The 17,299-nt window shown below is 72.4% G+C and carries 19 protein-coding genes; 8 read left to right on the top strand and 11 right to left on the bottom strand.

The genetic code is table 11. The features are described from left to right. Nucleotides 1–68: 68 nt before the first annotated feature. Complete coding sequence (locus tag E5082_RS29700) at nt 69–770, bottom strand: ribonuclease H family protein (RefSeq protein ID WP_135794343.1); 702 nt, start codon at nt 768–770, stop codon at nt 69–71. Nucleotides 771–803: 33 nt separating this feature from the next. After that, nucleotides 804–1,598 (bottom strand): VOC family protein, encoded by a 795-nt coding sequence (locus tag E5082_RS29695; protein WP_135794342.1) that lies wholly within the window; start codon nt 1,596–1,598, stop codon nt 804–806. A gap of 123 nt (nt 1,599–1,721) precedes the next feature. On the opposite strand from E5082_RS29695, the gene E5082_RS29690 reads away from it, so the two are divergent. After that, complete coding sequence (locus tag E5082_RS29690) at nt 1,722–2,624, top strand: aminoglycoside phosphotransferase family protein (RefSeq protein ID WP_229919040.1); 903 nt, start codon at nt 1,722–1,724, stop codon at nt 2,622–2,624. A 17-nt stretch (nt 2,625–2,641) separates the two neighbouring features. Here the strand turns inward: E5082_RS29690 and E5082_RS29685 are convergent, their stop codons facing one another. Beyond that, nucleotides 2,642–3,124: a VOC family protein gene (locus E5082_RS29685; protein WP_135794341.1), complete on the bottom strand. Its 483-nt coding sequence runs from the start codon at nt 3,122–3,124 to the stop codon at nt 2,642–2,644. Nucleotides 3,125–3,414: 290 nt separating this feature from the next. On the opposite strand from E5082_RS29685, the gene E5082_RS29680 reads away from it, so the two are divergent. Further along, nucleotides 3,415–4,305 carry an RNA polymerase sigma factor SigF gene (locus tag E5082_RS29680; protein WP_135794340.1) on the top strand — a complete coding sequence of 297 codons (891 nt, stop codon included), beginning with the start codon at nt 3,415–3,417 and terminating at the stop codon, nt 4,303–4,305. A gap of 174 nt (nt 4,306–4,479) precedes the next feature. On the opposite strand, the gene E5082_RS29675 is transcribed toward E5082_RS29680, so the two are convergent. The 3 genes from E5082_RS29675 to mgrA form a co-directional block, all read right to left on the bottom strand. Then, complete coding sequence (locus E5082_RS29675; RefSeq protein ID WP_135794339.1) at nt 4,480–4,938, bottom strand: ATP-binding protein; 459 nt, start codon at nt 4,936–4,938, stop codon at nt 4,480–4,482. Nucleotides 4,939–5,088: 150 nt separating this feature from the next. Then, nucleotides 5,089–5,499 (bottom strand): hypothetical protein, encoded by a 411-nt coding sequence (locus E5082_RS29670; RefSeq protein ID WP_135794338.1) that lies wholly within the window; start codon nt 5,497–5,499, stop codon nt 5,089–5,091. Between the two features lie 409 nt (nt 5,500–5,908). Next, nucleotides 5,909–6,901 carry an L-glyceraldehyde 3-phosphate reductase gene (mgrA, locus tag E5082_RS29665; protein WP_135794337.1) on the bottom strand — a complete coding sequence of 331 codons (993 nt, stop codon included), beginning with the start codon at nt 6,899–6,901 and terminating at the stop codon, nt 5,909–5,911. 143 nt (nt 6,902–7,044) lie between these two features. Between mgrA and E5082_RS29660 the strand changes: the two genes are divergently transcribed. Together E5082_RS29660 and E5082_RS29655 are read left to right on the top strand one after the other, a co-directional pair. Next, a complete protein-coding gene (locus tag E5082_RS29660; RefSeq protein WP_135794336.1) occupies nt 7,045–7,947 on the top strand; it encodes a LysR family transcriptional regulator in 903 nt (300 codons plus the stop codon). 45 nt (nt 7,948–7,992) lie between these two features. Further along, complete coding sequence (locus E5082_RS29655; protein WP_135794335.1) at nt 7,993–8,508, top strand: mycothiol transferase; 516 nt, start codon at nt 7,993–7,995, stop codon at nt 8,506–8,508. Here E5082_RS29655 and E5082_RS29650 read toward each other — a convergent pair. The 3 genes from E5082_RS29650 to E5082_RS29640 form a co-directional block, all read right to left on the bottom strand. Further along, nucleotides 8,490–9,560, bottom strand: a complete 1,071-nt coding sequence (locus E5082_RS29650; RefSeq protein WP_135794334.1) for an adenosine deaminase — start codon at nt 9,558–9,560, stop codon at nt 8,490–8,492. The genes E5082_RS29655 and E5082_RS29650 overlap by 19 nt on opposite strands. Before the next feature lie 35 nt (nt 9,561–9,595). After that, the gene (locus tag E5082_RS29645; protein WP_135794333.1) at nt 9,596–9,991 is read right to left on the bottom strand and encodes a VOC family protein; all 396 of its coding nucleotides are present in this window, start codon (nt 9,989–9,991) and stop codon (nt 9,596–9,598) included. A 96-nt stretch (nt 9,992–10,087) separates the two neighbouring features. Beyond that, the gene (locus tag E5082_RS29640) at nt 10,088–10,996 is read right to left on the bottom strand and encodes an aldo/keto reductase (protein ID WP_135794332.1); all 909 of its coding nucleotides are present in this window, start codon (nt 10,994–10,996) and stop codon (nt 10,088–10,090) included. A gap of 53 nt (nt 10,997–11,049) precedes the next feature. Between E5082_RS29640 and E5082_RS29635 the strand changes: the two genes are divergently transcribed. Further along, entirely contained in the window at nt 11,050–12,153 is a 1,104-nt protein-coding gene (locus E5082_RS29635) for an acyl-CoA dehydrogenase family protein (protein WP_135794331.1), read from the top strand. Here E5082_RS29635 and E5082_RS32530 read toward each other — a convergent pair. After that, nucleotides 12,150–12,317, bottom strand: a complete 168-nt coding sequence (locus tag E5082_RS32530; protein ID WP_167514178.1) for a hypothetical protein — start codon at nt 12,315–12,317, stop codon at nt 12,150–12,152. The two genes, E5082_RS29635 and E5082_RS32530, sit on opposite strands and share 4 nt — an antisense overlap. A 195-nt stretch (nt 12,318–12,512) precedes the next feature. Here E5082_RS32530 and E5082_RS29630 point away from each other — a divergent pair, with 195 nt between their 5' ends. Further along, on the top strand, nt 12,513–14,099 hold the full coding sequence (locus E5082_RS29630; RefSeq protein WP_135794330.1) for an SDR family oxidoreductase: 1,587 nt from the start codon (nt 12,513–12,515) through the stop codon (nt 14,097–14,099). Nucleotides 14,100–14,169: 70 nt separating this feature from the next. Further along, the gene (locus E5082_RS29625; protein ID WP_135794329.1) at nt 14,170–15,546 is read left to right on the top strand and encodes a cryptochrome/photolyase family protein; all 1,377 of its coding nucleotides are present in this window, start codon (nt 14,170–14,172) and stop codon (nt 15,544–15,546) included. Here the strand turns inward: E5082_RS29625 and E5082_RS29620 are convergent. Further along, complete coding sequence (locus E5082_RS29620; protein ID WP_135794328.1) at nt 15,521–16,510, bottom strand: MerR family transcriptional regulator; 990 nt, start codon at nt 16,508–16,510, stop codon at nt 15,521–15,523. The genes E5082_RS29625 and E5082_RS29620 overlap by 26 nt on opposite strands. A gap of 102 nt (nt 16,511–16,612) precedes the next feature. On the opposite strand from E5082_RS29620, the gene E5082_RS29615 reads away from it, so the two are divergent. Next, nucleotides 16,613–17,239 carry a sigma-70 family RNA polymerase sigma factor gene (locus tag E5082_RS29615; RefSeq protein ID WP_135794327.1) on the top strand — a complete coding sequence of 209 codons (627 nt, stop codon included), beginning with the start codon at nt 16,613–16,615 and terminating at the stop codon, nt 17,237–17,239. Nucleotides 17,240–17,299 lie beyond the last annotated feature (60 nt).

The following is a 17,299-nucleotide window of genomic DNA, read 5'->3' as shown; positions in this document are numbered from 1 at the left end:
GTCGATCGGCCTCGCAGGGTAGCAGCGTCTGGGCATGGCCGGGCCCGGAGACATCCGGTAGTGGCGGGTCAGCCGGTGGCGGTGCGGCACTCCGGGTGGCCCCAGCCCTGCGCGTTCTTGGCGATGGACTCGCCGGCCGCGTAGGAGCGGCCGCAGAGGCAGCGGCCGGCGAACTTGGCCTTGATGGTCCGCGAGGAGGCGGAACCGGAGGCGCCGGTGGCCCGCCGGGGCGACTTGCGGCGGGCGGAGGGGGCCGGGGTGTCGGGCGAGGGCGGCGGCTCGGGCGAGCCGTGGGCGCTGCCCGCGGCCTCCTGCACCACGGCGGCCTGGCTGGCGGCGCGGTCGGCGAAGTCGTTCAGCGGGTCGCCGTCGACCTGGTGGGCGGGGACGTACTTAAACTCCACCGAGCGGCCGTCGAGCAGCGCGTCGATACGGACCACGAGGTCCTGGTTGGCGACCGGCTTGCCGGCGGCGGTCTTCCAGCCGTTGCGCTTCCAGCCGGGCAGCCAGGTGGTGACGGCCTTCATCGCGTACTGGGAGTCCATCCGGACCTCCAGCGGCACGTCCGGCTCGACGGCGGTCAGCAGCCTCTCCAGCGCGGTGAGTTCGGCGACATTGTTGGTGGCCCGGCCGAGCGGGCCCGACTCCCAGCGGGCCGGGGTCCGCTCGTCGTCGCCGGAGACCACCCAGGCCCATCCGGCCGGTCCGGGGTTTCCCTTCGAAGCCCCGTCGCACGCGGCCACCACACGTTCACGCATGTGCCCGATCATGCCATGGCCGCGCGCGGGATCCGACCGGCCGGGTCAGGCGTCCTTGAAGTCGGGCATGCCGCCCTCCGTCGTGGTGACGTCGATCACCGAGAAGCTCGCGCCCTGCGGGTCGGTGAGGGCGGCGAACCGGCCGAAGGGGCTGGTCATCGGGCCGAACCGGAGCACGGCACCGCGCTCGGTGGCGCGCGCCACGGCCGCGTCGCAGTCGTCGACGGTGAAGTAGACGTTGACGTAGGAGGGGACCTCCGGGGGGAACTCCTCCCCCATCCGCATCCGGCCGAGCACCGGGTCGGCGCCCAGGTCGAAGAGGCGGAAGTCGACGTGCTCGTCCGCCATGTCCTTCATCCGGTACGGGAAGACGGCCGACAGGAACGCGTCCGCCTTCTCCGGTTCGCGGGTGTACAGCTCCGACCAGCAATATGCGCCGGGCTCGGCCACCGCCTCGAAGCCCTCGTGGGCGTCGCCCTGCCAGATGCCGAACACGGCGCCGCTGGGCTCGCGGGCGATCGCCATCGTGCCGAAGTCACCGACCCGCATCGGCTCCATCAGCACCTCGCCGCCGTTCTCCTCGACCTTCGCGGCGGTGGCGGCGGCGTCCGGCGAGGCGAAGTAGAGACACCACTGCGACGTGCTCTCCTGGCCGGGCATGGGCGGGACGATGGCGGCGACGGCCTTGCCGTCCGCGTACGCCTGGGTGTAGTTGCCGTACTCGGACGACGATTGGCCGAAGGTCCAGCCGAGGACGTCGCCGTAGAACCGCTTGGCGCCCTCCAGGTCGGTGAACATCGCGTCGGCCCAGCAGGGCGTTCCTTCGGACTGCACGGCCATGGTCGGCCCTTTCGTGTTGGCGGTTCGTCCCGGATTGTCACGTTAGCCACTCGGTGCGCGGGGCGCTCGGGGACGGTGTGGTCAGGTTTTTTCGGTCGACAGCGGGGACACACCGGCCCTTGGATGGGGCCGGTGAGTACCCAGAAGATGCGTGACGGTGAACTCGACATCGACGCCCCGCTGGTGGAGCGTCTGGTGGCGCGGCGGTTCCCCGCGTGGGCGGAACTGCCGGTGACCCGGCTGAGGTCGTCCGGCACGGAGAACGCGATGTTCCGCCTGGGACCGGAGCTGGTGGTACGGCTCCCCCGCCATCCGGGCGCGGTGGCGGATGTGGCGCACGAGCGGGACTGGCTGCCCCGCCTGGGCCCCGGCCTGCCGGTGGCCGTCCCGGAACCGGTGGGCTTCGGGGAGCCGGACAGCGGCTTTCCCTGGCCCTGGTCGGTCTACCGCTGGCTGGACGGCGCCAACCCGGTGGCGGGAGCGGTGGAGGAGCCGGAGCAACTGGCCAAGGAACTGGGCGCGTTCGTGGCCGCCCTGCGCCGGACCGCGACCGCGGACGCCCCCCGGAGCTACCGGGGCGGCCCGCTCGCCGGGCAGGACGAGTCGACCCGTGAGGCGCTGGCCCGGCTCGCCGGCCGTATCGACACCGCCGGGGCGACGGCACGCTGGGAGCGGGCGCTGGCCGCTCCCACGCACACCGGCCCGCCGGCCTGGGCGCACGCCGACCTCTCCCCCGGCAATGTCCTGGTCGCCGGTGGGGGCAGGCTGAGCGCGGTGATCGACTTCGGCTGCGCCGGGGTGGGCGATCCGGCCGTGGACCTGATCGTGGCCTGGAACCTGCTCCCCGCCGCCGTCCGGGGCGTCTTCCGCGACGCGGTGGGCGCGGAAGACGCCGAGTGGGCGCGCGGCCGGGGCTGGGCGCTGTCCATCGCCCTGGTCCAGCTCCCCTACTACTGGCGCACCAACCCGGTCCTGGCAAAGAACGCCCGGCACACGATCGGCGAGGTGCTCGCCGAGAGCGCGTGACCGGGCACCGGTTCCGGTCACTCGCCCGCGTACGCCTTCTCCAGGGCGGCGAGGTCGAGCTTGCCCATCTTCATCATGGCGCCGAAGGCACGGGCGGCCTTCTGCGGGTCGGGGTCGTTGGTCATCTCGAGCAGCCGCTCGGGGCAGACCTGCCAGGAGACGCCGTACTTGTCCTTGAGCCAGCCGCAGGGGCCGCCCTCGCCGCCGTCCTCGGTCAGCCGGGTCCAGTAGTGGTCGATCTCCCGCTGGTCGGCACAGCGGATCATGAACGAGACGGCCTCGCTGAACTTGAACTCGGGGCCGCCGTTGAGAGCGACGAACTTCTGGCCGTTGGCGGTGAACTCGACGGTGAGCACGGTCCCGGCCTCACCGGGGCCGGCCTCGCTCCAGTGGGTGATCCGGCCGATGCCGGAGTCCTTGAAGACGGAGACGTAGTAGTGCGCCGCCTCCTCGGCCTGGCCGTCGAACCAGAGACATGTGGTGAAACCACCGTGGGACATGGGGACCTCCTGTACGGGTCGCGGCGCCGGTCGCGCGCTCACCTGTACCGACCGGGCCCCGGCCCCGGACTCATCGGTCGCGGGCCGATAAGATCGAGCCACTTCGGCGATTTCGAGCCAGGTCGAAATTCGTCTGCATGCGTCGCGTGACCGGGGGTACCCGGCCCGTGAGAGAAGACGTGCATGGGGCGGGGTTTTCCGGGTAGCCGGGGACCACGCGGCAACCGTGGCCTCGGGCAACCGGGCCCACGGGAGCAGTCGTCGAACCGTGACTTACGTGGGAGAGGTTAATGGACACCGCCGTCGGCATCCGGTCGCAAGCAGAGGTCGCGGACAAGGCCGCGCAGGACATGACGGACGAGGAGACCCTTCCTGGTATCGCGGACCCCGCGTCCGTCGCCCCGCGTGACGCGCGGGCGCTGTCCCGCCAGTTCTTCCGCCGGCTGGCGGAGCTGGAAGAGGGCACGCACGAATACCAGTACGCGCGCAACACCCTCATCGAGATGAACATGTCGCTGGTGCGCTTCGCCGCCGGGCGTTTCCGGGGCCGGGGCGACGACATGGAGGACATCGTCCAGACCGGCATGATCGGCCTGATCAAGGCGATCGACCGGTTCGAGATCTCGCGCGAGGTGGAGTTCACGTCCTTCGCGCTGCCCTACATCGTGGGTGAGATCAAGCGTTTCTTCCGTGACACCACCTGGGCGGTGCACGTGCCGCGCCGGCTCCAGGAGCTGCGCGTGGAGCTGGCCAAGGCCCGCGAGGAGCTGTCGAGCCGGCTGGACCGCGACCCGACCGTGGCCGAGCTGGCCACGCTCATGAACATCACCGAGCAGCAGGTCGTCGAGGGCCAGCTCGCCTCGAACGGCTACAACTCCAGCTCGCTGGACGCCGCCCTCACCGGCGACGGCCGCGAGGACGGCGAGGCGGTCCTGGCGGACTTCATCGGCGTCGAGGAGGAGGGCCTGCAGCTGGTGGAGGACTTCCACGCCCTCGCCCCGCTGATGGCCGAGCTGAGCGACCGCGACCGGCAGATCATCCACATGCGGTTCGTGGAGGAGGCCACCCAGGCCGAGATCGGCGAGAAGCTGGGCTGCTCGCAGATGCACGTCTCCCGCCTGATCAAGCGCATCATCGCGCGGCTGCGCGAGGGCATGCTGGGCGAGCTGGGCTGCGCCTGAGCACCAGACTCCGACCCCTTGACGTGGAAAAGGGCGGTCCGGTTCTGCCGGGCCGCCCTTCTTCATGCCTTCTTCCACCGCAGCCGGACGCGTGAAGGCCGGTTTCCGGACACACGAAGACGCCGACCGGGTCGCGGTCGGCGTTCCTTGCTCCGGGGGTGTGAAGAGGTTCGCTCAGCCGTCCAGCCGGATCAGGGCGCGCACACGCTTCCCTACCGGTATGCGGTCCACGGTGATCTCCGAGGCGACCGCGCGCACGATCTCCAGGCCGTGATGGCCCACCCGCTTGGGGTCCTTGGGGAAGAAGCGCGGCAGCGCCACGCTGCTGTCGTACACCGAGACGCTGACCGCGCTGTCGGTGCCCTCCAGCTCCAGGATGTACGGGCCCCTGCTGTGCCGGTCGGCGTTGGTGACCAGCTCGCTGACGACCAGCAGCAGCTCCCCGCCCGTCCGGCTGTCCACGGTGGCGCACCACTCGGTCCGCAGTTGCTCCAGGAAGCGCCCGGCGAAGGCCCGCGCCTCGGCGATGCATCCTGGTTCCCCGGTGTAGTGCGCCGCACGCCGAAGGGGTTCCACGGGTACGTCGAAACCACTCGGTATCGCTGCCACTGCCACGCCCAGGTGTTTGGTCATGGTGTCTCTCTCGAAATGCCCGGTACGGCCGGTCGCCTGTTGCCTGTGATGCTCGTACCCCGACTCGGCCGACGCATTCCACCCAATGCCTTGGCTGTGTGCGACCTCTTCCCGGCGCGGCGCGGCCGCGCCGGGCCTGCGGTTTCGCGCTCAGGCCACGGGGACGACGAAGGCGGGGACGGTGCGCTGCATGCGCAGGGCGTCGATCGACTCGGCGAGGAGTTCGTACTCCGTGGTGTCGTCGCTCGCGGCGATCCGCACCAGGCGTCCGCCGGCCAGTTCGTCCGCGACCAGTTCCTGCCGGGCGTCGTCGGAACACCAGGCCCGCAGCAGGGTGGGGACGTCGGCCACGGTGTCCGGGACGGGGACGAGGGCGCCCGCCGGGATCTTCTCGCCCTCGGGACTGGGGTCCAGCCGCTCGGCGATCCAGGAGGCGCGGTCCCGCAGCCACCACAGGGCGAGCGCGAGGGTGGGCGCGCGGTAGGTGCCGAGCGGTACGCCTACCCGCTGGCCGCCGCAGATCCCGTACGCGGTGACATGGCACAGGAATTCATCGTGCACGATCACTCCCCCGTTGCCTCGCCGGTGTGCCGACCGGTCCCTCTCTTATCCGTGCGGCTCCTGTGCGGTGAAGTGCCCCTGGCATTTTGAGTATCGCCCCAATGGAAACACTGTCACCATGCCTTTCCGGCCACTCTGCTGGCATATGCGATGCCCCGATTCTGGCCGAATCATGTAAGGCGCGGGACCGCCCCGCATTAGTTGGCGGATTATCGACCGTGGGCGGCGCACGGCAGCCCTGCCCGGCAGCCCTTACAGGGCAAGAGCCCAGGGGCGGGGCTCCCCTGGGCTCTTGTGCGGCTCCGCGGGCGGGCGTGGCAGGAATTCAGCGCCGCCCGCACCGGAATACGCGGAGAAATTGTGAAGGCGGAAAAAACTTCCGCCTTCCGCCGCTACTGTTCCGGCGAGTTCAAGTCTGCACGGCGGCGTCGATTCGGGCCACGTCATCCGCGTCGAATTCCAGATTCCGGATGGCGCCGACACTGTCTTCCAGTTGCTTGGTGCTGCTCGCCCCGACAAGAGCGGAAGTAATCCGTCCGCCCCTCAGCACCCAGGCGAGCGCCATTTGAGCCAGGGTCTGGCCGCGCGAGGCGGCGATGTCGTTCAGGGCGCGCAGCCGGCCGACGAGGTCCTCGGTGACGGCGTCGGACCGCAGGAACGGGCTGTCGCTCGCCGCGCGGGAGTCCTCGGGGATGCCGTCGAGGTACCGGCCGGTGAGCAGACCCTGCTCCAGCGGGGAGTAGACGATCGAACCGACCTGAAGTTCGTCCAGGGTGTCCAGCAGCCCCTCCTCCTCCGGGCGCCGGTCCAGGATGGAGTAGCGCGGCTGGTGGATGAGGAGCGGGGTGCCCAGCTCGCCCAGGATGCGTGCCGCCTCGCGGGTCTGCTCGGCGGAGTAGTTGGAGACGCCGACGTAGAGCGCCTTGCCCTGCTGGACCGCCGTGTGCAGCGCGCCCATGGTCTCCTCGAGCGGGGTCTCGGGGTCGAAGCGGTGCGAGTAGAAGATGTCGACGTGGTCCAGGCCCATCCGCGTCAGGCTCTGGTCGAGCGAGGACAGCACGGACTTGCGCGAGCCCCACTCCCCGTACGGGCCGGGCCACATCAGATAGCCGGCCTTGGTGGAGATGACCAGTTCGTCGCGGTACGGCGTGAAGTCGGCCTTCAGCGCCTCGCCGAGCGCGGACTCGGCGGCGCCGGGCGGCGGGCCGTAGTTGTTGGCCAGGTCGAAGTGGGTGATCCCGAGGTCGAAGGCGCGGCGCAGGATCGCGCGCTGGGTCTCCACCGGCCGGTCGGGGCCGAAGTTGTGCCACAGGCCGAGCGACAGCGCGGGGAGCTTCAGTCCGCTGCGTCCGGAGCGCCGGTAGGGCAGGTCGGCGTAGCGGTCGGGGTGGGCGGTGTACAACGCGACTCCATAAGGGGTTGGCACACGGTCTTCCCGGCGCCGGACACGGCGGTGTCCGGCAGCCTCCCCCAACTCTTCCCCGGAGCGCGGTCAGTGGTCCAACAGAAGAATCCGATGGATTTCAGCGGCTAGGCTTCTCAATCATGGAACTGCGTCATCTCCAGCACTTCGTCGCGGTCGCCGAGGACCAGCACTTCACCCGTGCCGCCGAGCGGCTGATGGTGTCCCAGTCGGGGCTCTCGGCCTCTATCCGCGCCCTGGAGCGGGAGCTGCGGGCGCCGCTGTTCGTGCGCACCACGCGCCGCGTGACGCTGACGGAGGCCGGGCGGGCGCTGCTGGTGGAGGCCGAGCGCATCCTCGCGCAGGTGCGCTCCGCGCACGAGGCGGTGGCCGCGGTGCAGGGGGTGCTGCGCGGCACGCTGGCGCTGGGCGCCGAGCAGTGCATCGCCGGGGTGCATGTGGCGGGGCTGCTGGCCGCCTTCCGGCGGGAGCACCCGGACGTGGAGATCCGGCTGCGGCAGAGCGGTTCGGGCGCGCTGGCGGAGGGGGTGTCGGCGGGCCGGCTGGATCTGGCCTTCGCCTACCGCGTCCCGGCCGACGGCGACCAGTTGCGGTCGGTGCCGCTCACCAGCGAACCGATGACCGTGCTGTGCCATCCGGAGCACCCGCTCGCAGAACTGGGCGCGGTGCCGGACCCCGCCGCCCTCGCCGGTGAGGTGTTCGTGGACTTCCACCCGGACTGGGGGCCGCGCCGGGCCACGGACGCCGCCTTCGCTGCGGCCGGGGTGCGCCGTACGGTCGCTCTGGAGGTCAACGACGTGCACAGCCTGCTGGACCTGGTGGACGAGAACCTCGGCGTCGCCGTCGTCCCCCGGCACTTCCGGCACAAGCGGACCTCGCTCACCGCGCTCCCGCTGAAGGGCGTCGACGAGGCCGCGTACGAGACGGTGGCCCTGCTGCCCCCGGAGCGCGCCACCAGCCCGGCCGCCCGCGCCCTGATCGCCCTGCTCGGCACCCCGCAGGCGGAGCCCGGCGAACCCGGGTGACCCCACGCTCTCGCGCCGGGGGCGGGGATGCGCGAGGGTGGGAACATGCACGCGAAGGAGATCCTCATCGAGGGCTACGACCGTATCCGGGAAGAAGTCCACACCGTGCTCGACGGACTCGGCGCGGACGACCTGGACCGCTCCCCCGCGCCCGGCGCGAACTCCATCGCCTGGCTGCTGTGGCACCTGAGCCGGGTGCAGGACGACCACATCGCCGACGCCTTCGGGCTGGAGCAGGTGTGGCTGGCGCGGGACTGGGCCGACCGCTTCGACCTGGAGCTGCCGCACCACGACACCGGCTACGGCCACACCCCCGAGCAGGCCGCGAAGGTGCGGGTCCCCTCCACGGTGCTGCTGGCCGGGTACTACGACGCGGTGCACGACCAGACCATCGGCGTGCTGCGGACGCTGGCCGCCAAGGACCTGGAGCGGGTCGTGGACGAGCGCTGGGAGCCCCCGGTCACACTGGGCGTACGCCTGGTGAGCGTCCTGTCCGACGATCTCCAGCACGTCGGACAGGCCGCCTACGTCAAGGGGCTGCTTCAGAGCGCTTCGGCGTAGCCCCGCAGGATGACGTCCTCGATGAGCGCCTTGCGCTCGTCGAACGGGATGAAGGCGCTCTTGACCGCGTTGACGGTGACCGTGCGCAGGTCCTTCGCCGTCCAGCCCGCCTCCTCGACCAGCAGCGCCATCTCGCGGGTCATGGTGGTGCCGGAGACCAGGCGGTTGTCGGTGTTGAGGGTGACCCGGAAGCCGAGGTCCTTCAGCGCGGTGATGGGGTGCTCGGCGATGGAGGTGGCGCAGCCGGTCTGGAGGTTGGAGGTGGGGCACATCTCCAGGGCGATCCGGCGGTCGCGGACCCAGCCGGCCAGACGGCCGAGCTTGCCGTCGACGATGTCCTCGGTGATGCGGACGCCGTGCCCGAGACGCTGGGCGCCGCACACCTGGACGGCCTGGTGGATGCTGGGCAGGCCGTACGCCTCGCCCGCGTGGATGGTGAACGGCACGCTCTCGGCGCGCAGGTGCTCGAAGGCGGCCAGGTGGTCGGCGGGCGGGAAGCCGTCCTCGGCGCCGGCGATGTCGAAGCCGACGACCCCGGCGTCGCGGTAGGCGACGGCCAGTTCGGCGGCCTCGCCGACCCGGTCGAACATCCGCATGCCGCACAGCAGGGTGCCGACGCGTACCGGCGTCCCGGCGGCGGCCGCCTTGGCCATGCCGGCCGCGAGGCCCTCCTGCACGGTCTCCACGACCTCGGCCAGGCTCAGCCCGGCACGGGTGTTCAGCTCGGGGGCGTAGCGCACCTCGGCGTAGACCACGCCGTCGGCGGCGAGGTCGAGCACGTACTCCTCGGCCACGCGCAGCAGCCCCTCGCGGGTCTGCATCACCGCGAGGGTGTGCTCGAAGGTGCCTATGTAGCGGACCAGGTCACCGGAGCCCGCGGCCTCGACGTACCAGGCGGCCAGTTCGCCGGGGTCGGTGGTGGGCAGGGTGTGGCCGACCGCGGCCGCGAGTTCGATGACGGTGGCGGGGCGCAGGCCGCCGTCGAGGTGGTCGTGCAGGACGGCTTTGGGGAGCCGGCGGAGGGTCTCGGTGTCGATGCGGGGCGCGGTCATGGCGTGCTTCCTCGGCGGATCGTGCGGATGGGGATTCAGGCGGCGGGCTGGAGCAGGTCCCAGCGGTTGCCGTAGAGGTCCTGGAAGACGGCGACCGTGCCGTACGGCTCGTGGCGGGGGTCCTCCAGGAAGGTCACCCCGTGGGCGGTCATGCGGGCGTGGTCGCGGGCGAAGTCGTCGGTGTGCAGGAAGAAGCCGACCCGGCCGCCGGTCTGGTCGCCGACGCGGGCGCGCTGGCCGTCGTCCTTGGCGCGGGCGAGCAGCAGACCGCTGCCACTGCCCTCTTCGGTGCCGGGCTCCACCACGACCCACCGGGAGCCGTCCGGGCGGGGCTCGTCCTCGGCGAGCCGGAAACCCAGGGCCTCGGTGTAGAAGCGGATGGCGTCGTCGTAGTCGTCCACGACGAGGGTGACCAGGGCAACGCGGCGCATCGGAGCCTTCCGGTGGGGGTGGTTAGCGGGAGAGGTTATACGTAAAACTACCGGGGCGCCAGTCTCCTCCTGAGAGGGGACCGGCGGGGTGCTCCGCTACTGGTGGAAGGCGTTCAGGCGGCCCAGTTGGCCGTCGGTGAGCTTCAGGGCGCCCGCCGCGGTGTTCTCCGTCAGATGGGCCGGGTCGCCGGTGCCGGGGATGGCGAGGACGTGCGGGCCCTGGTGGAGGGTCCAGGCGATCCGGACCTGTGTGGGACTGACGCTGTGCGCCTCCGCGATCTCCGCGACGGCGGCGTCCGCGTCGGCCGGGACGCGCTCATGCCTGCCCCGTTCGCCGGTCTCCCCGGCGACGGAGTAGAACGGGACGAAGGCGATGCCGCGCTCCCCGCACAGCTTGAGCAGTTCCTTCCCCTCGGGACCGGAGGCGTCGAGCCCGTACCGATTCTGCACGGCGACCACCGGTGCGATGGCCAGGGCCTCGTCGAGGTGGCGGGGTTCGATCGCCGAGATGCCCAGGTGCCGGATCAGGCCCTCCTCCCGCAACTCGGCGAGGGCGCCGAAGTGTTCGGCGACGGAGTTCTGCCGCATCCGGCGCAGGTACACCAGGTCGAGGTGGTCGCGGCCGAGCTGGCGGAGGTTCTCCTCGACGTGGCCGCGCAGCTGGTCGGGGCGGGCGGCGGTGCCCCAGGAGCCGTCCTGCTCACGGAAGGGGCCGACCTTGGTGGCGATGACCAGGTCGTCGGCATAGGGGGCGAGGGCGGTGTTGATCAGTTCGTTGGCGGAACGCAGGGAGGAGAAGTAGAAGGCGGCGGTGTCGATGTGGTTCACCCCGAGTTCCACGGCCCGGCGCAGGACGGCCAGCGAGCGGGTCCGGTCGCTGGGGGTGCCGAGGTGGAAGGCGGCGTTGCCGGTCAGCCGCATCGCGCCGAGGCCGACGCGGTGGACGGTGAGGTCGCCGAGGGTGAGGGTGCCGGAAGCTGCCGCGGTGATCGTTTCGGTGGTCATCGGCGGAGTGTGCCACGGATGCCGGGCGGTGCGGCCGGGGTAGGAAGGGACGCATGACGATCACCGATCACCCGCTCGTCGCCCGCGCCCGTCTGCTCGCCGCCGAGCTGCTGGAGCCCGAGGCGGAGCGGGTGGACCAGGAGGGCGTGCCGGCGAGCCACATCGAGGCCGTGAAGCGGTCCGGGCTGCTGGGCCTGACGGCACCGGCCGCATACGGCGGCTCGGCGGCGCCGCCCGCCGTGGTGCGGGAGGTCTCGGAGATCCTGGCGGGCGCGTGCGGCTCCACCTGGTTCGTCCAGTCGCAGCACCACACCCCGGTCCAGATCCTCGCGCGCGGCGAACCGGCCGCCCGCGAGCGTCTGTTGGGCCCGCTGGCCCGCGGCGAGCTGCTGTCCGGCGTGGCGTACGCACAGCTGCGCGCCCACCCCGCGGCACCCGTACGGGCCCGCCACGACGGCACGGGCTGGCGCTTCGACGGCACGGTCCCCTGGTACACCGGCTGGAGCCTGAACGACGTGTTCCTCCTGGCCGGCCTGACCGAGGACGACGAGGCGGTGTTCGCCTTCGTGGACGCCCGCGACCAGCCGGGCCTGCGCCCCTCCGACCCCCTGCGTCTGGCCGCCCTGACCGCCGCGCACACGGTCTCCCTGGAGCTGGACGGCCTGCGCGTCCCCGAGGAGTCGGTGGCCCTGCGCATCCCGTACGCCGAGTGGGCCCCCACCGACCGGGCGAAGACCCTGAACACCAACCCGGCGGTCTTCGGCATCGCCTCGGCGGCCCTGTCCCTGCTGGACGAACGGACGGCAGCCCCGCTACGGAACCGTGTGGCGGACGTCCGCACCCGTGCCTACGCCCTGGCCGACCATCCGGCCCCGCTGGAGCGGGTGGCGGACCGCCTGGCGGTACGGGCGGAGGCGTACGCGGCGCTGAACACCGCCACCACGGCGGCGGTCGTAGCAGGGGGCGGACGCTCGATGTCCCTCACGTCCAAGGCCCAGCGCCTCGCCCGCGAGGGGATGTTCCTGCTGATCCAGGGTCAGACGGCGGAGACCCGGAAGGCCCATCTGGAGGCGCTCGGGACTTGGGGCGTGTCTTCCGGATCTTGCCGGAGTGGCGGGGTCGTCATGAGCCGGCCTGATCCGGAAGGAAGGCCCTAGTCGTCCGTGCGGCCCTCGACCACGACGAGGAAAGCGTCCGAGTTGAGGTCCATGACCACCGTCGCGGGTTCACCCTCGGCCCGGCGGGCGGCGGCGTACTCCTCGGCGGGCCAGGAGCCGCGCGGTGAGCCTGCGGGGAAACGCTCCAGTACTGTCGAATTCATGGCGGCGGACACCTCCGGCGGAAGGTTCGGACGGGACACGGAACCTGTACCTCATCGGCTGCCCGGCCATCGCACGGACATGCCGTTGTACGCCGTTCGGCACAACCGCATCCGCTGGTGGCGCCGGGCGGGAAGGGATCACGGGGAGGCCGTGGCGGACCACGGGCGGACACCGATGCCGAGGAGCCGGAGACGATGAACGACGACGAGCCCGAGGACGGGCTGCGCTGCCTGGTGACCGGGGCGACCGGCTACATCGGAGGCAGGCTCGTGCCGGAGCTGCTCGCCGCCGGACACCGGGTGCGCTGTCTGGCCCGTACGCCGGGCAAGCTGCGCGACCATCCGTGGGCCGGTGACGTGGAGGTGGTGCGGGGTGATGTGACGGACCCCGACTCGCTGGCCGAGGCGATGCGGGACGTCGACGTGGCGTACTACTTGGTGCACGCGCTGGGCAGCGGGGACGACTTCGAGGAGACCGACCGGCGCGCGGCCCGGTACTTCGGCGAGCAGGCGAAGGCGGCGGGGGTGCGCCGGATCGTCTACCTCGGCGGGCTGACCCCGGCCGGGGTGCCGGAGGGGGAGCTGTCCCCGCATCTGCGCTCGCGGGCGGAGGTCGGGCACATCCTGCTGGAGTCGGGGGTGCCGACGGCCGTCCTGCGCGCGGCGGTGATCATCGGCTCGGGCTCGGCCTCCTTCGAGATGCTGCGCTACCTCACCGAGCGGCTGCCGGTGATGGTGACGCCGAGCTGGGTGCACACCCGTATCCAGCCGATCGGTGTGAAGGACGTGCTGCGGCTGCTGGTGGGTTCCGCGCTGCTGCCGGAGGACGTGAACCGGAGCTTCGACATCGGCGGCCCGGACATACTGACGTACCGGGAGATGATGCTGAGGTACGCCCGGCTCGCCCGTCTGCCGCACCGGCTGATCCTGTCCGTGCCGATGCTGACGCCGGGTCTGTCCAGCCACTGGGTGGGACTGGTGACTCCCGTGCCCGCGTCGATCGCCCGCCCGCTGACGGAGTCGCTGCGGTATGAGGTGGTGTGCCGCGAGCACGACATCCGGCGGTATCTGCCGGAGCCGCCCGGGCATCCGTTCACCTTCGACGAGTCGGTCCGGCTGGCGCTGCGCCGGGTGCGGGAGGCGAAGGTGGCCACCCGCTGGTCGTCGGCGTCGGTGCCGGGCGCGCCGAGCGATCCGCTGCCGACCGACCCGGCCTGGGCGGGCGGCAGCCTGTACACCGACGAGCGCGAGACGGTGGTGGACGCGCCGCTGGACCGGTTGTGGCGGGTGATCGAGGGGGTCGGCGGGGACAACGGCTGGTACTCCTTCCCGCTCGCCTGGTCCCTGCGCGGCTGGATGGACCGGGCGATGGGCGGGGTGGGCCTGCGCCGGGGCCGCCGGGACGCGGAGCGGCTGCGGGTGGGCGACTCGCTGGACTTCTGGCGGGTGGAGGAGATCGAGCCGGGCCATCTGCTGCGGCTGCGGGCCGAGATGCGGCTGCCGGGCCTGGCCTGGCTGGAGATGTACGCGGAGCCGTACGGCGAGGGCCGCAGCCGGTACCGTCAGCGCGCCCTGTTCCACCCGCGCGGGCTGCTAGGCCAGGCGTACTGGTGGTCGGTGTCGCCGTTCCACGCGATCGTGTTCGGCGGGATGGCCCGGAACATCGCGCGGGCCGCGGTCCACGGTCCGGTCCCGACGATGAGGAACCGGGGACTGCGGAAGCGCGGTATCAAGAACCTGGGACTCCAGCACCGGAGGCTGAAAAAGCGGGCACGGCGTTGACGTCCGCGTCCATACGGGGGGCTCGCCCGGAAGAGTCCACCGTAAGCATCCCCTGCTCCGGAGCCGTTCGATGAACACCTCGGTCGTCCTCTTCACCGCCGACCTGCGTCTGCACGACCATCCGCCACTGCGCGCCGCCCTGGACGGGACCCGGCAGGTGGTGCCGCTGTTCGTGCGCGATGACGGCATCGACGGCGCGGGGTTCGCCGCGCCCAACCGGCTGGCGTTCCTCGCCGACTGCCTGCGGGACCTGGACGCCGGGCTGCGCGAGCGCGGCGGCCGGCTCGTGGTGCGCTCCGGTGACGTGGTGGCCGAGGTGCTGAGGGTGGTGGCCGAGGCGGACGCCGACGAGGTGCACATGGCAGCCGACGCCAGCGGCTACGCGCACCACCGCGAGCACGCCCTGCGCACCGCGCTGGAGGCGGACGGCCGCAGGCTGCACGTCCACGACACGGTGACCGCCGCCGTGGAGCCGGGCGCGGTGACCCCGACGGCCTCGGACCACTTCGCCGTGTTCACCCCGTACTTCCGCCACTGGTCGGGGCATTCGCAGCGTGACCCGCTCGGCGCGCCCCGGAGGGTGAGCGTGCCGGAGGGCGTCAAGTCCGGGGAACTCCCGTCCCGCGACGCGGTGCCGGGCACTTCCCCGGCGCTGGCGGAGGGCGGTGAGGTGGCGGGGCGCCGGATGGTGGCCGACTGGCTGCGCGCGGGGATCGACGCGTACGTGGACCGGCACGACGACCTGGCCGGCGACGGCACCTCCCGGCTCTCCCCGCACCTGCACTTCGGCACCGTCTCCCCGGTGGAACTCGTGCACCGGGCACGGCTGGAGGGTGGCGCGGGCGCGGAGGCGTTCGTCCGGCAGGTCGCCTGGCGGGACTTCAACCGGCAGCTGCTGGCGGTGCGTCCCGAGGCGTCCCGCGCCGACTACCGCACCCGGCGCGACCGTTGGCGCACCGGCAGGAAGGCCGAGGCGGACATCCAGGCGTGGCGGGACGGCCGTACCGGCTATCCGGTCGTGGACGCGGCGATGCGGCAGTTGCGGCACGAGGGGTGGATGCACAACCGGGGCCGGCTGCTCACCGCGAGCTTCCTGACCAAGACGCTGTACGTGGACTGGCGGGTGGGCGCCCGGCACTTCCTGGACCTGCTGGTCGACGGGGACGTGGCCAACAACCAGCTCAACTGGCAGTGGACGGCCGGCACGGGCACCGACACCCGCCCCAACCGGGTGCTGAACCCGACGGCCCAGGCCAGGCGGTACGACCCGGACGGTGCCTATGTCCGGCGCTGGGTCGAGGAGTTGGCGCACGTGGAGGGGGCGGCGGTGCACGAGCCGTGGAAGCTGAGCGGGCCGGACCGGGCGAAGCTCGGGGACTACCCGGACCCGATCGTCGACCTCAAGGACGGGCTGGACCGGTTCAGGCACGCGCGCGGGCTGGAGTGAGGTCCCGGCCGGGCTCGGTGCCGTAGGCGGCGGTCAGGGTGTCGAGGGCGTCGGCGAGTCCGGTCGGGCGGAGCATGCCGTGACTGGAGCGGCCCGTCCAGCCGGGGCCGCCGAGCATCATCAGGGCCTGCCCGCGGGCGCCGCGTACGCCCCACTCGATGCCCGCGACATGCCGGGCGAGCGGCAGGCCGGCGGTGGCGCGGGACTGGGACCACAGCACGACCGCTGCCGGACCGAGGCGCCGAACGGCGGCGGTGAGCGCGTCGGCGGGGACGGCGCTGCCGAACATCCGGGTGGGGACGCCGTGCCGGACCAGCGCGGCGTTGAGGGCCTCCAGCGGGAGGGTGTGCTGTTCGTCGGGGGCGCAGGCGAGCAGCACCGGCCCGGCGCCGGGGGTGCCGGGCGGGCCGAGCCGGGGGGTGTGGCGGCGCAGGGCGGTGGAGACCTGCCAGGACAGCAGGTGCTCCACCTCGATGTACCGGTCCCCGGAGGAGACCCACTTGCGGCCCACGGCGTGCAGGGCGGGCGCCATCACGTCCTGCCAGGCGACGGTGATGCCGTACTCGGTGATCACCCCGTCCAGTTGCTCCTCCACGGCCCGGGCGTCCAGGCGGACGGCGGCACGGGCCAGGCCCCTGCACTCCTGGCGCACATCGCCCAGCGGCAGGGCGCCGGGGGCGCGGGAGCGGGGTGCGGGGGCCGGGGTCCGGTCGGCGGGCGGGCGGGTGGCGGCGCGGGCGGTGCGGGCGGCCTCGGCGGGGGGTACGCCGGATGAGGTCAGGCGGCACATCGTCTCCAGCACAGCCACGTCGTCCGGGGTCCAGCGGCGGTGTCTGCCGTCGGCGCGGGCGGCGGGGCCGAGGCCGTAGCGGCGGTCCCAGGACCGCAGAGTGGTGGGCGAGACACCGAGCCTGCGGGCCAGGGCGCCGGTGGTCAGTCCGGCGCCGGGGGCTTCGTCGTCCATACGTCGACTGTACGCCGGGAACGACGCAGAAACGATGCGAGTTGTCGGCGCCCGGTACCGGCTCCCACGATGACCTGACCGTCCCACCCGAGGAGCCAGGCCATGAGCTCGTACCCGTCCCCGCCCGCCACCGCCGCGCCGCCCGTGGCCCCGGCCGGGGACGGCTGTGACGACGAGGAGCTGGCGCGGGGCCTGGTCGCGGGGGACGAGGACTGTCTCGCGGCCGTGTACCGGCGCTGGTCCTCGCTGGTGTACGCCCTCGCCCGCCGCGCGCTGGGGAACGCCGGTGAGGCGGAGGACGTGACCCAGCAGGTGTTCCTCGGGGTGTGGCGGGGCCGTGCGGGCTACCGGCCGGACCGGGGCCCGCTGGGCGGCTGGATCGTCGGCATCACCCGACGCAAGATCTTCGACGCGCTGGCGGCACGTGCCCGGCGGGGCGAGCTGGTCGCGGCTGCGGCCGCGTCCCTGTCCCGCGCCGCCCTCGGCGCCGAGACCGCCGCCGACCCGGAGACGGTGCTCGACCGGCTTGTGGTCCGCCGCGAGCTGGGACGGCTGCCGGCCGCCCAGCGCCGGGTGCTCTACCTGGCCTTCTACGAGGACCTCACCCAGCCGCAGATCGCCGCCCGCACGGGCTGGCCGCTCGGCACGGTAAAGAGCCACGCCCGCCGGGGCCTGCACCGCCTGCGCTCCGGCATGGAGCGACGGGAGCCGCTGGAGGCGGCCGTCTGAGCGGGACCCGGACGAGGGGGGACGGGGGTCGGAATCCGGTCGAAGTATTGTGCGAACACC

The organism is Streptomyces griseoluteus, assembly GCF_004784465.1.
Taxonomy (GTDB): domain Bacteria; phylum Actinomycetota; class Actinomycetes; order Streptomycetales; family Streptomycetaceae; genus Streptomyces; species Streptomyces griseoluteus.
This window is presented reverse-complemented; position numbering and strand designations above follow the sequence as displayed.

Excerpts from the sequence above, each read along its gene's own strand:
- E5082_RS29700 (WP_135794343.1), bottom strand. The coding sequence starts at position 770 with ATGATCGGGCACATGCGTGAACGTGTGGTGGCCGCGTGCGACGGGGCT.
- E5082_RS29695 (WP_135794342.1), bottom strand. The coding sequence starts at position 1,598 with ATGGCCGTGCAGTCCGAAGGAACGCCCTGCTGGGCCGACGCGATGTTC.
- E5082_RS29690 (WP_229919040.1), top strand. The coding sequence starts at position 1,722 with ATGGGGCCGGTGAGTACCCAGAAGATGCGTGACGGTGAACTCGACATC.
- E5082_RS29685 (WP_135794341.1), bottom strand. The coding sequence starts at position 3,124 with ATGTCCCACGGTGGTTTCACCACATGTCTCTGGTTCGACGGCCAGGCC.
- E5082_RS29680 (WP_135794340.1), top strand. The coding sequence starts at position 3,415 with ATGGACACCGCCGTCGGCATCCGGTCGCAAGCAGAGGTCGCGGACAAG.
- E5082_RS29675 (WP_135794339.1), bottom strand. The coding sequence starts at position 4,938 with ATGACCAAACACCTGGGCGTGGCAGTGGCAGCGATACCGAGTGGTTTC.
- E5082_RS29660 (WP_135794336.1), top strand. The coding sequence starts at position 7,045 with ATGGAACTGCGTCATCTCCAGCACTTCGTCGCGGTCGCCGAGGACCAG.
- E5082_RS29655 (WP_135794335.1), top strand. The coding sequence starts at position 7,993 with ATGCACGCGAAGGAGATCCTCATCGAGGGCTACGACCGTATCCGGGAA.
- E5082_RS29650 (WP_135794334.1), bottom strand. The coding sequence starts at position 9,560 with ATGACCGCGCCCCGCATCGACACCGAGACCCTCCGCCGGCTCCCCAAA.
- E5082_RS29645 (WP_135794333.1), bottom strand. The coding sequence starts at position 9,991 with ATGCGCCGCGTTGCCCTGGTCACCCTCGTCGTGGACGACTACGACGAC.
- E5082_RS29640 (WP_135794332.1), bottom strand. The coding sequence starts at position 10,996 with ATGACCACCGAAACGATCACCGCGGCAGCTTCCGGCACCCTCACCCTC.
- E5082_RS29635 (WP_135794331.1), top strand. The coding sequence starts at position 11,050 with ATGACGATCACCGATCACCCGCTCGTCGCCCGCGCCCGTCTGCTCGCC.
- E5082_RS32530 (WP_167514178.1), bottom strand. The coding sequence starts at position 12,317 with ATGAATTCGACAGTACTGGAGCGTTTCCCCGCAGGCTCACCGCGCGGC.
- E5082_RS29630 (WP_135794330.1), top strand. The coding sequence starts at position 12,513 with ATGAACGACGACGAGCCCGAGGACGGGCTGCGCTGCCTGGTGACCGGG.
- E5082_RS29625 (WP_135794329.1), top strand. The coding sequence starts at position 14,170 with ATGAACACCTCGGTCGTCCTCTTCACCGCCGACCTGCGTCTGCACGAC.
- E5082_RS29620 (WP_135794328.1), bottom strand. The coding sequence starts at position 16,510 with ATGGACGACGAAGCCCCCGGCGCCGGACTGACCACCGGCGCCCTGGCC.
- E5082_RS29615 (WP_135794327.1), top strand. The coding sequence starts at position 16,613 with ATGAGCTCGTACCCGTCCCCGCCCGCCACCGCCGCGCCGCCCGTGGCC.